The sequence below is a fragment of the Salibacterium aidingense DSM 18341 genome (genome assembly GCF_000429685.1).
Taxonomy (GTDB): domain Bacteria; phylum Bacillota; class Bacilli; order Bacillales; family Marinococcaceae; genus Salibacterium; species Salibacterium aidingense.
The window spans coordinates 113,389-128,388 of the sequence record NZ_AUCI01000012.1; the positions used below are offsets into that span (position 1 = coordinate 113,389).

Here is a 15,000-nt window from a genome sequence, read left to right on the forward strand (position 1 = left end):
GAGAGATGGAATCCTTTTTTTATGCTGGGAGCACTAATATGAGTTTCTCCTGGGCCCGTGTTATCGCAGTGTACAATAACTTCTTTTGGCTGTCTTTGTTACCCATCGGTTGATATTGTACTGCTACCTTTGGCCATTGGGAGCCTTGGGATTTATGGGTAGTAATGGCGTACCCATAATCAAACATATTAAAATACCTGTACTGAGCTGGAGATACTTTTTTACCAAGAAAAGGGGCTACCAGGGTATCTAATTCGGTGAAAGGTTCTTCCATAAATTCAGGCAAGAAATCAATGTTCAAAGCATTGCTGCCTTCACTATTCTTTACACACTGAATGTTGCCAATCAGACCGTTAATCAAGGCCATTCCATCGATGTTTTCTTCCCAGTTGTTTTTGGTACATATGATTTTATCCTGTACCGCAGGGGAAGGAGACGGAAACCCTAAAAGCTGTCTCATTCTCATATTCAGCTGATGCCTTGTTTTATTATACGAACATAGTACCTGGTCTGCCCGGAGAAACATCTCAGCTTTTACTCGTGGGTCGTTTTTGGGGAGAACAAAAGCTTCACTGCCTAATGCTCCTCTCGGTAATGGTTTTCCCTGCCTTGCAAGCATCGATAGATAAATAATGGGGTTGTCTTTAGCCTGGCGGTGAATTTCCGTTAACTGAACATCAGGATGTTCTAACAGACCATTCGTTTCTCCAATCGGATCTAATTGTCCATGATCTCCGATAGCCAGAATTGGAATATCAAAAGTTTTTAAATCCTCGAGGATATCTTTGGGAACCATGGAAACCTCATCAATCACTAGCAAGTCATAATCAAGAGCATCTTTGTTTTTCTTTTCAAATCGAACTTGGCCATTTATATCTTTCACATCGTAGATCAAACGATGGATCGTGGATGCCCTGTTCCCGTTTCGAGTTAATTGTAAAGCTGCCTTACCAGTAAAAGCTATATACGTGACTCGGCTTTCTTTAATCCCCAATTCTTCAATCAGAGATCGAACGACCGTAGTTTTACCAGTACCGGCGTATCCACCAACCGTAAATATTTTTTGGGTATCGGTTTCATTTTTAAACCAATATACTGCTTTACTGATCGCATTCTTTTGTGTTTCTGTCAGGGTTATTGAAGACGCTAGCATTGTTGTTGTCATACGTCAAATCGCTCCTCTATTCTTCGATTGAATTGAAAAAGAAGCGGTCTCCCGCTCCTTTTTCTTCCGTTTCTTTTAGTTTGTATTTTTCTCTGGATTTTGGTTGATCGCCATAATTTTTAGTAATTCCCGGGCCTGATCCGGGGTGAGTTTTTCAACGACACGGTAGGCTTCGTATGGATGTGAAGCCGTTACAAACTTTCGATATGCTTTTGATACGTTCATTGTTTCCCCTCCTTATTACGCCATGGCAAAGAGGGACAATTGTTCCTCTTTGGCAGCTTCTATCAAGGAGTCTTGGGATTCGGGGTTATTCAATTCAACCAGGTGCGTCACCATATCATGATTCTCATCATAACGGGGGTTGCCTGGTTGAGTAGAAACCACTTCCCTTTCTGTCTCTACGTTTTCTTCGTCAATGGATTCAAAGAGAGCAAGAATTTCTTCCAAGTTCTCTTCGGTAATGTCCATTCCTTCTTCGATCCATTCCTTGACAGCCTCGTTCGTATCTATACCGCACAGCTCTTTGGTTTCAGCGGTCAGCTTTTCAAAGGCCTTCGTGATGGCATCTTTAAATTCATCTTCCTTCACGATTTCTATATTATCGTCGATATCTTTTTGGGCTAAATCTTCCCAGGCCGCTGTCAGGTCGCTGGAGGCTAATTCTTTGGAAAGATCGTTGGTCAATTGACCGGCTCCAGCATCGGCATATTGCGCCAAACTATCTGAACGTTCAATGCGTCCTTCCGTAATCATAGCTGATATGCGGCGAGACATAAGCCGTTTAAACTGGCTCATTTGCTGCGTTCCATTATTGACAAGGTAAATTACTTTACATTTTTTTGAAGCACCAATTCTCCACCCTCGTCGACTTGACTGTCTTAATGTGGAGACTTCATCACACAACTGAAAATAGATAATAGTGTTAAAGTTTACCAAATCTAAACCAACTTCTACTAGTTTCATATTGGTGATTATAACTTTGGTTCCCGCTTCTTCTTGTTTTTCCAGCCATTCAAACCGTTTTTCTGTGCTGACGGATTCATCTAGGATCTGAGCGTCAATGCCTTGTTGTTGCAAGGTATTTTTCACCCGCTGGTTGGTTCGGTAGTCGCCACTCCGTCCGGTGTAATTGTTATAGATTATACAGGGCCGGTCCTCGTCAAGCTCCCGCTCTACAAGGCCAATTAACGTCCGCTCTTTTGCCGTTAAATAATCGGCAGGAAAAGACTGAGACTCAACACGATCCAACTCTTCAGAATCGCCCTTATTCTTCCAAACAACTTCTACCGGAACAGAAGGTTGGTCCGCGTAATTTAAGGTAGCAGGATGAAATTTAGCCCAGGCACCGGTGCCAATTTCATTCTGCATGCGTTGGCATGTTTCATACATCTGTTCATGCAGCACTTTATATTGAACACGGTGCTGGTCATCAAGATCCACAATGACCGGTTTTTCTTCCAATTCCACCAGCGGAATGTTTAAGTCCTGTAGTTCCACAAAAACGCACTTATCCAGGAGATGATTGGCCACCAGCTGGGGCGCGATACCAGGTTTTTCTTTCACGATCGTTTTGTCTTTATGTCGATTCGTGGTGGAACCAACATTTTTCTCGTCTCCCGTTTTAGTTGTTCGTTCTATAACCCCATAACGGGAAGCCCAGGCTTCTTTGGACGTTTTATGGTTAAATCCTGCTTGTATTAATTCTTTGGGAAAAGCTCGCCACAAGGTAGCGAAAATAGATGAGGATTCGCCGTTTGTCAACGTTCCGGTCAGAAACATTGACTTCCGGCAGCTTTTGAGGATTTTATGGAAGGCCGCTCCTCGTCCGGAGTCCGTAGCCTTCATTTGGTGAATTTCATCAAAAATACCCAGGTGAAAATGGGAAGGAAGCATGCGCTGTAGCATTTGAGCAATCATCCAGCGATGAGAACCCTGAACTTCTTTCCATTTCTTTTGGGCTGGTCTGGCTAACGAACAATCTTTCTTTTCTTCTTTGGAGTAATTCTCCTGGAAGGAACGAAAGCCTTCTTTCCACCGTTTGACATACCCCATGGGCAGGCCGTTCGTCCCCAGCGTTCCATTTTCCCGAGCTGTTTGAATTTGCTTTTCTGAAGGCGGCTGTTTTGGTGATTCAACAACATCCACCCATTTTGCATAAGCATCTTCTTCTTTCAGTTTTCTTGCTTTGTGTATTTTCTCCGGCGGCGCCTGGAGAATCTTCCCGGTATCTGGAGAGCGCCATACCTGCAGGAAACGATCCCACCGTCCGCCAAAAGTGAACTTTTGAGCCGATAACTTCATCCGGTCTGTCGTGACCATAACAAAGTGTATCGTGCCGCGAGGAGTTTTCCATCCGTTTCGGACAGCGTTAATATACTGTGCAGCATCCTCCGTATTGTGGAGTATGGTGATCAGAAACCGGTCCTTTCGCTTCAAGGCTCGTTTTCCTTCGACATAGTCGGAAAGATCCTTGGCTTTAATAATTTTGGATTCCTTCTGTCCCAGGATTTCAGGGATTTCAGACTTGGCCCATTTAGGAAGCACATTTGATGGTGCCACAACAAGGGAACGAAGCCCATCTTGGGCCCCACTGTCTTCACGTTCACGAGCTATCGTATAAGCGGTTGTTAAGGAAACCTGGGTTTTACCGGTCCCCATATCACCCACATTAAATACACTGTTATGCTTTTTAAGAACGTGGTACGAACCCATCACGGCTCTCGCCTGAGCCGGAACACTAATACGGGCAGTTTCCCCTACATATCTGAAAAAGGAGCGGCCGTCATACAAGGGCTTAAGGTGATGTTCTACCTTCGAAGCCAAGGTATTGGCATTCCTTCGAAGATAATCTTCGGTGGACATATCTTCCTCAAAAGAAGCCTGGACGGATTTTAAAGCATCAGGAACATGATCCCGGCGTACCGGAAGGGTTCCATCAACAATAGCCGCTTCAATTTTGCCAAGAATCTGGCTTTCTTTCAGTCCTTCCAATTCAATGGCTTTCAGGTTGGTCCAAGGTCCCGATAAAGAGGTCGTGGTAACATCGATATCTTTCCAATAGGATTGAAAAATATCCAGGTATGTTTTCATCCACCGCTCCGTTTTCGGTAAACCATACGTATCGGCGATAAAATACCCGGCTACTTTTCGGATATCACCATGTTTGGCGAATATCACCCGATTAGGAAACGCCGGATCCTCTTGGTCCGTTTTAAACCGCTCTGTCAGTTCTTCCTGAAAATCAGCGGTTACCGCTTCCCGCGGCATCGCAAAACAATGAACCACCTTTCCGTGCTGCATTGTGAATTTTCGATAACTCCGGGTTGGATAATACGTCTCGACCGTCCCCGTTTCTTCATCTATGATTTCAACATAGGTGACCATGTACAACGATGCGTGAATCGAAGCAATGGACGAGGAATTGCCGGCCATATCTACTCCCATTAATATTTTTTCTCCCGAAGGTGCTACCATCGATAATAAAGTTTTGACATAGGCTTCAACTTGCTTGCCCTCATCGGTTACTCGTATTTTTAACATGTGGTTAGCCCGACATGCGTGCAGGAGGGGGTCCCTCCATGTCTATATCAAGCACACATGAAGGGCCTGTCCCTCCTTTTTCTATTTGTTTTGTGGGCGATGCTCGTTTTAAACGGTCATGCGATGGTGCGGGGTATCTTCAAAGAAGCGGTAGCCGTCCACGGTATTGAAATAATCTTCAATCCGCCGGCAACTGTTCACTTTCCGAAATACTCCCGCTTTCAGGAGCCTGTTTACATTCACATATTTGATTTCAACAGCCTCCCCGTTCACCATCTTCCAGCACTCCATAATGGTCCATCCCCGAACCATAGCTTTCGCTTTCACTTCAATTCTTAATTCCATTTTTGATTCCTCCTATTTGTCTTACACGTTTGAGGTTGTCAGTTCGTATCCCATTTGCAACAGCAATTCACGGAAGCATGGAAAATCTCCGTTGTTGCCATAACCCGGACTCTGTGTAGAAATATATGGGTCATTCAGATTGTGGGATTGATACTGCACGTACTTTTCTGCTTCCCCTCGAATGAAGAAGAACGCTACATTTTCCCAATACGGAACCTTTTCTTTTCTTCCTGAAGCCTCCGTGTATTTTTTCGTCTGAACTACATGGAGTGGCTCTCTTGTCGCAAGATTATCCTCCGCTCCGTCATATTGGGTACGAGCAAAACGCTCCAAAAAGTCGGCCTGTTGATCGGTTAGTTGAATGGTTAATGCTGTCATTTTATTCGCTCCTCATTTCGTAATTTTTTATAGTCTTCCATTGATTTCTGATCAAAAGAACGCCCCATCCGCAGCAGATGTTCATGAACATAAGGATAATGTCCCTGCGGATTCCATAAAGTAGCTACCAACTTTCTTATGGGGGATTTGCTCGAGCGCTTCTCAATGCATCTACTTTGTCGTTTCATTCCTCTCTCCTTTTTCATTACAGGCTTAAGATGCCGCAGAAAATCCCGCGAGATCGCAAGACCATAGCCCCCGTCGTACAGCTATAAATTCCTCGTGAAGCTGCAGGGTTTGTCTCACTTTCTCCCTCCAATGTTTATTATTGGAGGCCTTTTTCGTGCTGGCCAGCTCGTGATAAATCTGAGAGAGCGTTCCGCGGCCGCCCAGTGCTTGAACAGCTGCTTGTACTAAGTCCCTCCATGTCACCACGTTTTCGGTCTGCCGGATATCTTGCTCCGTCCGCCGAGCATGAACAATTGGGATCATCCATACTTCCGTTTTTCGAAAGATCAGTACATGTTCATGAACGATCGGAATAAAAGCTCCCTGATACGTTTTTAAATCGCTCAGGCAATTATGCTGCACTTTGATGAGGTGCTGCTCGAGTTCTCCATAATACGCCATATCCTTGATAATGGAGTAGTAGGTTCCCTCTTGCTTCACATCACCAACGAGAACAGCATGTCTGCCCCCATTCGTCAACGACGCATAGACTTTCGCGTTCACCACGTTCAACTTTTGAATAAATTCCTTATAACTGCTGCATCGTGATAAATCGTCCATATGCGGCGTCCGCCCCCATTCCTCTCCACTATATGGAATAATGTTGTGGTAGGGTGGGTGACTAAAAACAAAGTCACTTCCTGTGGGCATTTCATCTTTCAACGCATTCCATCCGCCGAAGGTAGGGTTCAAATCCAAATGAACGGAGTTTTGAACATCCAGGTGCCGGGCAACATCCCTTCCGGTACCGCTCCCGGCAAAAAGCTCAACGAATTTTTTCGGCTGAAAATAGTTCAGTAAGTCCTTGATGAGATGCCCTGTACAATTGCCACGATAACGATGACTGCCCCAGGGGCCCCGGCTTGGATAAGAAATAATACTTTGCATTGCTGTCTCTCCTTTTTTTATGAAAAAATCCCCGATGTCTAACACATCGAGGATTCTTTCTTTTTAGGCTTCCATTTTCTCTACAATTAATAATCAACCATCATACCAATGGGCTCCCAGTCTTCTTGACCGAGTTCTTTCATCGATACGCGTTCATTGTCATGTTCGACTTTTATATCGACCGTTACCAATCGTGATTCAAAAAATAGAGTGGTCGGCAACTCTTCTTTAATGATAGCTAGAAAATATCTAGCGTGATCATCTTCCTGATACATTCCTTCCATATGGTACAAGTCGAATTTTACCTTTAATGCCGTCTCCATTTGACGGTTTGTTAGTTTGAACGTTTCCATTCTATAAACCTCTCTCTACTCTTAAGTATCGAAACTCTTTCGAAATAATTTTAGTGAACATTTAACAACCAACAAAAGTACCCTATCCTTTTAGTTCGCATAGAAAAGCAGTTGCCATCCCGCAAGGAACAACATCCTTTGGTGGTTCAACCACATCAGCCTGCATCAATGCCTCGATCATTCCGCTGTTTTCGGAGTACGATTTAATTAACACTTCGTTCTCCTTTATAGGAACATTTAGCGCTACGGTAGCAGTGGCCATGCGTTCACCGGTTTCAGTGGTCAGTAGTATAGCGGTTTGGCCATTTGGATAAGCCCCTTTCACAATTTCGAGATCACACTTTTCATTCTTCCAAAAAACTTTTTCCATTTTTGATTCCTCCTACGTGGTTTAAATTAATTTATATAAACACACAAAAAAGGCGTACCGAACTCACTGGTCATCAGTGTTTTTCGATACGCCTTCTGCGTGTATATATCACATTTTATGCTTTCTTTCGAAACTTTCACTCATCGTCTCTATGCCTAAATGGTAGAGTGTATGAGTCCCAAAACAATACGACAAGGTATGCTGTCCACCAGCAAGTAAGGGTGGTCTGCAACTTCAACAACAAAATAAATAATACATCTTCATTATATCATTTTTCTCACAAAAATGAAAAGCTTGTTTCCCTTTATTTATAATGGCCTCCAATTTTATTCGCCCGCTCGTGAATTTGTCCGGCTTCTGTAAGCGATGAAGCATACATGATAGCATCCATTCCGAACCGATCCCGTATATTATCCATTGTGTGATTTAGGTGTTCTCTACCCACAGTTGTTTCTGCATCAAACAAACTAAGTTGCTGATATGTATCATCCTCCAGGGCTTCCAAGCTAATACCAATGCTACGGACCGGCATATCATTCCAATTCGCCTGAAACAACTCCCAGGCCACTCGGTATAAGACACCCCCGTCGTTCGTCGGTTCGAGTAACTTTTTTTGTCGGTGAAATCCTGTAGGCAGGTTGAAATCCCCTCCCTGGGCCCCACAAGTAACCACGTGGCCTCGGTATTGATTCGCACGAGTGCGCCGGGCTACTTCTTCGGCCATTTCTCTTAACGGCACTGCTACATCTTCCGGTTGATAATCCCGGGGCAGCGTCATATGATGGCCAATACCTTGCTGACGATTATGAGATGTATTTGTAACCGGGGACGGGTCGATCCCGTTTGCATGTTGCCATAACACTTCCCCATTGACCCCCCACCGTTTTTTTAATAAATCTAGCGGATAATTGGCCAATTGCCCAATCGTACGAATTCCCATTTTCCGGAAGTGTTTCTCCATCCGGGAGCCTACGCCAAACAGTTTATGAACCGGAAGCGGCCACATGACCTCTTTGATGTTTTCTGGCTCCAGCTTCAAAATGCCTCTTTTTGTTTTTTTCGAGAGGTCACAGGCTACTTTTGATAATACTTTAGCTTCGATACCTATTCCACAGCGAATATAAAGGCCAAAATGCTTCTTGATATCATCCTGGATCATCATAGCAATCTCTTCCGCCGTATAATATTGCAGGAGCGGCTGATTGGTCAGGTCAACAAAAGCTTCGTCGATAGAGAAAATCTCAACTCGATCACTGTACGTTTGCAGTCTATTGGTGATTGCCATTGAAATATCAATATACTGCTGCATCTTTGGAGAAATAACGGTTGCTTCCGGGCATTTATTTAACGCCTGCCACAATGGTTCAGCGGTTTCCACCCCGTATTGTTTTGCTATCGGACATGCCGCAAGAATAATGCCGCTGCGTTTTTCCGGATCCCCGCTAACAACGACTGGTTTATTTTCTAAGTCAGGGTTTAAAACTTTTTCTACACTGGCATAAAAACTTTGTAGATCGACAAGCAGGATTGTTCGTTTCATAAGATCACCATTTAGAACATACGTTCTGTTATTTCTAAAATTTATTTTACCCTTATTACTTATTTTTTAAAAGCTTAATAGTATGAAAATCGAACTCTAATTTATATAAATCATTGATAAAACGAAAGGTGAATTATTAAAAAGGTATTTCCTTTGGGATAGTAGAATAGAAGAGGGGTACTAACTGGGACATATGAGGATTTCCTAGATCTGCATACACAGTGAAGCTTAAAATGTTCAAAAATAAAGATAAAAACATGGCCAAGCGTGGAATTACTTTAGCTGAAAAATCTTTCTACAATGAAAAAAATAAAACAAGAGGATAATTTCTGCTTGTCATTAAGCATAATGGCCACCTATTTTCCTTTCTCGTTCTTTTGGTGGTCCAGCTGCCGTTAATGAAGCAGCATACATAAAAGCTGTGTGGCCATATTTGTCTTTAATACGGTTATCGTGAGATTTAGATTCTCTCGGTCAAGCTCCGGTTCAAATAAATTAATTTGGCGATAACTACTAATACTGACGCCAATACTTCTGATTAGATATTCCTGCCAATGTCTTTTAAATAAGTCCACTGCAGCCTGATAAATAACTTTTTCATCATTAAAAATGGGAGAATCCACTTGGAAATGGGCTTAGCGTTGTAAATCCGCATTTTCCTGATGGTACCCCCCCTATCAATAAAAGAATGAAAAGGCTGTCTCTCCGAAATAGGGAGAGCATTTGTTGTCCAAATTAAGAAGTTAATTCGAATTACTTAAAATTTCTTTGACATTTCTCGACGATTCGGGACTTGGAATATATACATCTTCTTCATGGCCAATAAACATTAGTGTTAACTCTCCATTTTTTTGAGATAAATGTAAGCCTCTGTTCGTGTCATCTTCATATATAATCTGCATATCATAAATTGGTTTATCGACTTTAATATCTTTTTTTTCAGCACTCTCCATTAAAGCTTGGAAATCCTTTAATTTATTACTATCCTCAATATTCATAATAAAATTTTCATTTAAACCTCCAAAACCAGAAGATTCTGCTATTTTGACACGTTTTATATCTTTATCAACTGGCATCCCTTCGGCATTACATCCAAATAAACTTATTATAGATACCAAAACTAAAAGTAAAACATTTTTTTTCATACCAATATCCCCCAACTCAATAATTATCGTCGTCAACACTATAATATTAATCTGTAGTTGTAATTATTTCAATAGTTTTGATGGATTATATATACATTTTATTTTTTTTCTGGATATTTATTTACTTTTTACCAATTAATTAGTAAGCTTATTGTGTAAAAATTTTCTAGGAGGTATACTATGAAAAAATTAAAACGAACAATCTTAGTATTGGCAACTGGTTTTCTTGTTTCAACTTCAAACGTAACCTTCGCAGCAGAAGGTTCTACACACTCTGAACCTCTTGAAACCAACTCTTCGGCTACAGAGATGGCTGAAAAACCTCAAGGTGAACTCATCTTAAAATATACAGCTGAAGATATGGATTGGGACAGTGCTACCAAAAAACAAAAGAGAATATTAAAAGAACAAGGATGGGAATTAGAAAACGGAGTGCCTGTTTTAACCCGTTCCGTTTCTGAACATCTTGAAAAGGCTGAACAAGAATATGGAATGAAAATAGAAAACTATGATCAAAATAATGGAGATCAAGGTACACTTCAAGTAAACGGTGAGGAAAAAACAATACACAATGGAACTTTTGATGTAGAAAGCAATGATGAAACCATTGAAGTAAAAATCGGGGAAGAAGAAAAAGAAGTTAAAAAACAAGAAAATGGCTCGTATGAGGTTATTGTTAAAAAAAGTGCCAGCCAAATGTTTGAAAACATGGATAGTAAACATGAAGACATGATTGGTACTCTAGCATACGGCGAGACATATTCAGATGGAGATTGGGTTCATTGTAATAGATTTAATGGCCCTCAATCCAATGATAAACACTTAAGAAAAACGAATCCTCAAGCTTACATTAATTTCGTTCTCAGTGATTGTGATATGGGAGCTCTATTTAATTGCATAACCCATAATACTTGTAACCAAGAAGAAATGGCAGCTTACTGCTCTTTACAAATTGGTCATGAAACACTATATCACAAGCATTAATTCCCAACTTAAAGTAGTAATTGAGAAAACATAAAGAAACCCACGGTCGATATAGGCTTTGTTCCTTTGTTAGCCGTGGGTTTTTAAATACGGAGGACGGCTTTTACCACTTATGCCATCTTTTTTACTAGGTTTATCATAAAAAAATAAGTAGAGCTGATGCCTTGCTTGATGGAATAAGATTTCTTCTTTTTTGTTGTTTCCTCTTTCAATGATATTTAACTGTTTATTTTTTGAATAAGCCATTTCCTTTATTATAAATAAAAACCGTGCGCAGGCCTAAATACCCACACACGATTTCTCCCTTTCTAGCTATTTTTATTGAACATCAAGGGTAATCGGATCCTCTCCATCTGTCAGGCCGATAAAACCATTCAGGTACAAGCTGTAGCTTCCCGCATTTAAGTCGTTCAGTACAGTCTTTCCCTCTTCATCGGTGGCTGCCGTCATAACGTGTTCATCATCGTCATATACGGCCACCACGTCATTTTCCACAGCATCCGATACGGTTATCTGATATCCGCCGGTTGTTTCCGTCAAATCGGCTGAGACGGCTACCGCATCTCCAACAACATACTGGAATTGATGCTTAGAACCATCTACGTAAAGGTCATAGACGCCATCGTCGAGACTTCCGAATATGCCTTTACCTTTTGAAATATCATCCAATTTTACCGTTTGACCATCTTGTTTCAGCTCGAGCTCCGTCCCGTCTGGAAGAACGCCTTCTTCAAAAAGGATTTCCATGCTGCCCCGAAACCCGCTTTCGATAGTAAATGGCACTTCGGTAAACATATTGTTGGTGTCGTCCTCTTCTCCGTTTGTTGGATCCCCAACAACATAGAGATCATTATGCTTCTCGTTGTCTAGATATAGTTCATACTCACCGTCGTCCAACTGACCAAAGCTAGCCTTATTATTAGAGGATGTATTGGTCTCTACTGCGGTGCCGTCCTGTTTCAGCGTTACCTCGATCCCGTCCGGCAGACTTTCAAATACGGCTTCCATGCTGCCTCGGAATCCTTCTTCTACCGTGAACGGGGTGTCAATATATTCACCAGTATTCGGTTCTTCTTCTCCCTCGTCCGGGCTGCCGACCATATACAGGTCGTTATGCTTCTGCCCATCAAGGTACAGCTCATATTCTCCGTCATCATCTAAACTGCCAAACTTCACTTTATTGTCAGAAGCTGTGCCTGATGCTACTTCGCTTCCATTCTGTTTCAGCGTTACCTCGATCCCGTCCGGTAGGCTCTCAAAAATGGCTTCCATACTACCTCGGAATCCTTCTTCTACCGTGAACGGGGTATCAATATATTCACCAGCATTCGGTTCTTCTTCTCCCTCATCTGGACTACCGACCACATACAGGTCGTTATGCTTCTCTCCATCCAGGTACAACTCGTATTCTCCACTGTCCAGGTTGCCAAAGCTGGCGGTGTTATTCGATGACGTGTCTGTGGCTACGTCGCTGCCGTCCTGTGCCAGCGTAACTTCGATCCCATCCGGCAGGCTCTCAAACACAGCTCTCATACTGCCTCGGAATCCTTCTTCCACTGTGAACGGTGTGTCCAGGTACTCCCCGGCATCCGGTCCTTCTTCTTCACCCTCATCCGGACTGCCGACCACATACAGGTCATTGTGCTTCTGTCCGTCCAGGTACAGCTCATATTCTCCATCGTCCAAGCGGCCGAATTTTGCCTTATTGTCTGAAGACGTATCTGCAGCCACTTCGCTGCCGTCCTGTTTCAGCGTTACCTTGATCCCGTCCGGCAGGCTCTCAAACACGGCTCTCATACTGCCTCGGAATCCTTCTTCTACTGTGAATGGGGTATCCAAATAGTCCTCAACATTAGGATCGGTTTCTTCTTCGTTTTCCCCGTCTCCGTTGTCACTTTCCTCTTCAATAACAGCAGGTGTCTCATGCTGCTGCCCGGCAAAGAACACGTCATAAGTTCCTGGATCCACATTGCCAAGATTAGCCTCTTCCTCGTTTGATTCGGCTTCATACTTCGTGTTCCCATCTTGTTTCAGTTCCACCTTAATTCCGTCTTCCATGCCATCCATCGTCAAGACTTTAGCGCCACGAAAACCTTCGATAATCTCATAAGGTTCACTGGTATAATCCGGTACAATGTTGGCAAAATTCAATTCAAAATACGGGCTGACCTGGCTTTCTCCGTCTTCCTCAGCACGAACACGTAGATACACATCTCCATTTTCCTCCAACGTTATCGTATCCTCGTATTTGGTCCAGCCATCGGATTCGGTATAATATTCTGGCGTTAGCTCCTCATGTTCGTTAACATCTTCCCCATACTCAGCATGGAGCTGCAGACCGATTGCTTTCGGCTCAGCTACGGTCGCTCCATTCTCATAATCGGATAAGTCATCCAGCGTTGTACCCTCAACATCTTGCATCGTGGTAAACGATGGCTGAGGCAGGGAAGAGAACGGAGGAACAGGATTGTTGCCGTCTTCGTCTTCAATAGGATCTCCATCCGAAGTATACGGAATGATTTCGTAATCATGCCTCACGGAGGTATCAATCGGTTCATCCGTATAACTGTAAAGATCCTTACCTTCTTCTTCGTCGATGGATGTAATCACAGAGCCGTCCCGTTCGATCTCATAGTAATCCGCCCCTGGAATAGAAGCCCACGCCAGGCGTATAAAATCTGGGCCAACATCCATGCCGGGACCATCTGGATCTTCCAGATCATCGGAATCCTCATCGTCCTCAATCGGGTTCGGCGGATTGGATGGATCATTTATATTACCATTATCCGGATCCTCCAGATCTTCTTCATCTTCTTCTGGGACATCCGGTGTCTGATCATTACCGGAGTCATCGTCGCTGCCATCATCCGGATTCGAATCATCTCCAGAGTCATCATCGTTTCCGTCATCCGGATTCGAATCATCTCCAGAGTCATCATCGTTTCCGTCATCCGGATTCGAATCATCTCCAGAGTCATCATCGTTTCCGTCATCCGGGTTCGAGTCATCTCCAGAGTCATCGTCGTTGCCATCGTCCGGATTCGAATCGTCTCCAGAGTCATCGTCGTTGCCATCGTCCGGTTCATTTCCCTGATCCTGATCGTCCGGCGGGTCGATATCGGTATCCTCGTCTTCTTCCGGAGTTTCGATATCACCGTAATCAATATCATCCCCTTCCGACCCATCAGCAAACACCGGAGTCACGCTATAAGCATTCGTTTCTCCTGGGATGGCTTCGGTGTCAGTATAGGAGAGACCAGAAGTGCTGTCTATCTCCGTTCCGTTTTTCTTCACCTTATATTCCACGGCTTCTTCTTCGTTATTATCATAGACCGGAAGCCAATTAAAAGTGATGGTTTGATACGTATAAGCCGTTACAGGGTCAGCACTTGTTTCCCCATTTTCATTGGAGGAAGTTGCACGGTACTCATAAGTCCTTCCTTTGGAAACATCGTTATCCGTATAAGATGTCTCCGTCCCCCGGTATATTTCTTCGAAACTACCACTGGACCCGTAGGGGCGACGTTCAATGATATATTCGTTGGTATTGTCGGTTTCCTCTAAGGTCAGAGCAATAGTATTCGTCGAGCGGTCTTCTACGGATAAAACGGGAGTAGCAGGCTGTGCTTCTTCAATTGGCTCCCATTCACCAGTTTCTCCGTCATACGATGATTTTTCCGACGAAAACGGAAGATATGGTAGGGTTTCTCCTTCATCTATCACCCATGGACCAGGATTAAAGGCATTTCCTTCAAATCCAAAGCCCTGAAACGTATAAGTCGATTCTTGTGTAGCATCCTCCGTGGTATAAACGGAGTTATAATAATCATCGTGAGTACCCGGCATTTCTTGCATGGCTTCAAATATATATACACCGCTATAGTCTCCACTGTTTGACGCTATTGCTTTACCTGCACGGCCTGACCCAGAAGACTCTACTACGTCGTTTAAGGCAAATACGTTGTTGATCTCCTCCTCATTTTCGCCGAATAAGCCACCGACATAACTATCTCCACTGACTGTTGAAGTGCTGTAAGCATTTGTAAATGTACTGTTATAAT

Annotated in this window: 14 protein-coding genes; 1 reads left to right on the forward strand and 13 read right to left on the reverse strand. The window is 43.2% G+C overall.

Features of this window, described 5'->3' with window-relative positions; translation table 11 throughout:
* Window positions 1-19 precede the first annotated feature (19 nt).
* From G475_RS0113235 to G475_RS0113290, 12 genes are all read right to left on the reverse strand, one after another.
* Window positions 20-1,165: an ATP-dependent DNA helicase gene (locus tag G475_RS0113235; RefSeq protein WP_051302511.1), complete on the reverse strand. Its 1,146-nt coding sequence runs from the start codon at window positions 1,163-1,165 to the stop codon at window positions 20-22.
* Between the two features lie 75 nt (window positions 1,166-1,240).
* Window positions 1,241-1,390, reverse strand: a complete 150-nt coding sequence (locus tag G475_RS27240) for a hypothetical protein (RefSeq protein WP_156911699.1) — start codon at window positions 1,388-1,390, stop codon at window positions 1,241-1,243.
* A 15-nt stretch (window positions 1,391-1,405) separates the two neighbouring features.
* Entirely contained in the window at window positions 1,406-4,708 is a 3,303-nt protein-coding gene (locus G475_RS0113245) for a helicase-related protein (protein ID WP_026701708.1), read from the reverse strand.
* A 108-nt stretch (window positions 4,709-4,816) separates the two neighbouring features.
* Entirely contained in the window at window positions 4,817-5,053 is a 237-nt protein-coding gene (locus G475_RS0113250) for a hypothetical protein (protein WP_026701709.1), read from the reverse strand.
* A 21-nt stretch (window positions 5,054-5,074) separates the two neighbouring features.
* Window positions 5,075-5,431, reverse strand: coding sequence for a hypothetical protein (locus G475_RS26420; protein ID WP_026701710.1), 357 nt, complete (start codon window positions 5,429-5,431; stop codon window positions 5,075-5,077).
* The gene (locus G475_RS0113260) at window positions 5,428-5,619 is read right to left on the reverse strand and encodes a hypothetical protein (protein WP_026701711.1); all 192 of its coding nucleotides are present in this window, start codon (window positions 5,617-5,619) and stop codon (window positions 5,428-5,430) included. The genes G475_RS26420 and G475_RS0113260 overlap by 4 nt, the downstream gene beginning before the upstream one ends.
* Window positions 5,620-5,644: 25 nt before the next feature.
* A complete protein-coding gene (locus G475_RS0113265) occupies window positions 5,645-6,547 on the reverse strand; it encodes a hypothetical protein (RefSeq protein ID WP_026701712.1) in 903 nt (300 codons plus the stop codon).
* Between the two features lie 86 nt (window positions 6,548-6,633).
* Window positions 6,634-6,900 carry a hypothetical protein gene (locus tag G475_RS0113270; RefSeq protein WP_026701713.1) on the reverse strand — a complete coding sequence of 89 codons (267 nt, stop codon included), beginning with the start codon at window positions 6,898-6,900 and terminating at the stop codon, window positions 6,634-6,636.
* Window positions 6,901-6,982: 82 nt separating this feature from the next.
* Window positions 6,983-7,270, reverse strand: coding sequence for a hypothetical protein (locus G475_RS25070; protein WP_035711173.1), 288 nt, complete (start codon window positions 7,268-7,270; stop codon window positions 6,983-6,985).
* Between the two features lie 304 nt (window positions 7,271-7,574).
* Window positions 7,575-8,810, reverse strand: coding sequence for a DNA polymerase IV (locus tag G475_RS0113280; protein ID WP_026701714.1), 1,236 nt, complete (start codon window positions 8,808-8,810; stop codon window positions 7,575-7,577).
* A 395-nt stretch (window positions 8,811-9,205) separates the two neighbouring features.
* Window positions 9,206-9,433 (reverse strand): DinB/UmuC family translesion DNA polymerase, encoded by a 228-nt coding sequence (locus tag G475_RS28025; protein WP_026701715.1) that lies wholly within the window; start codon window positions 9,431-9,433, stop codon window positions 9,206-9,208.
* Window positions 9,434-9,553: 120 nt separating this feature from the next.
* Complete coding sequence (locus tag G475_RS0113290) at window positions 9,554-9,955, reverse strand: hypothetical protein (RefSeq protein ID WP_026701716.1); 402 nt, start codon at window positions 9,953-9,955, stop codon at window positions 9,554-9,556.
* A gap of 180 nt (window positions 9,956-10,135) precedes the next feature.
* Here G475_RS0113290 and G475_RS0113295 point away from each other — a divergent pair, with 180 nt between their 5' ends.
* On the forward strand, window positions 10,136-10,939 hold the full coding sequence (locus tag G475_RS0113295) for a hypothetical protein (protein WP_026701717.1): 804 nt from the start codon (window positions 10,136-10,138) through the stop codon (window positions 10,937-10,939).
* Window positions 10,940-11,257: 318 nt separating this feature from the next.
* Here the strand turns inward: G475_RS0113295 and G475_RS27555 are convergent.
* On the reverse strand, window positions 11,258-15,000 hold a 3,743-nt coding region (locus G475_RS27555; protein WP_051302513.1), incomplete at its 5' end, for a fibronectin type III domain-containing protein.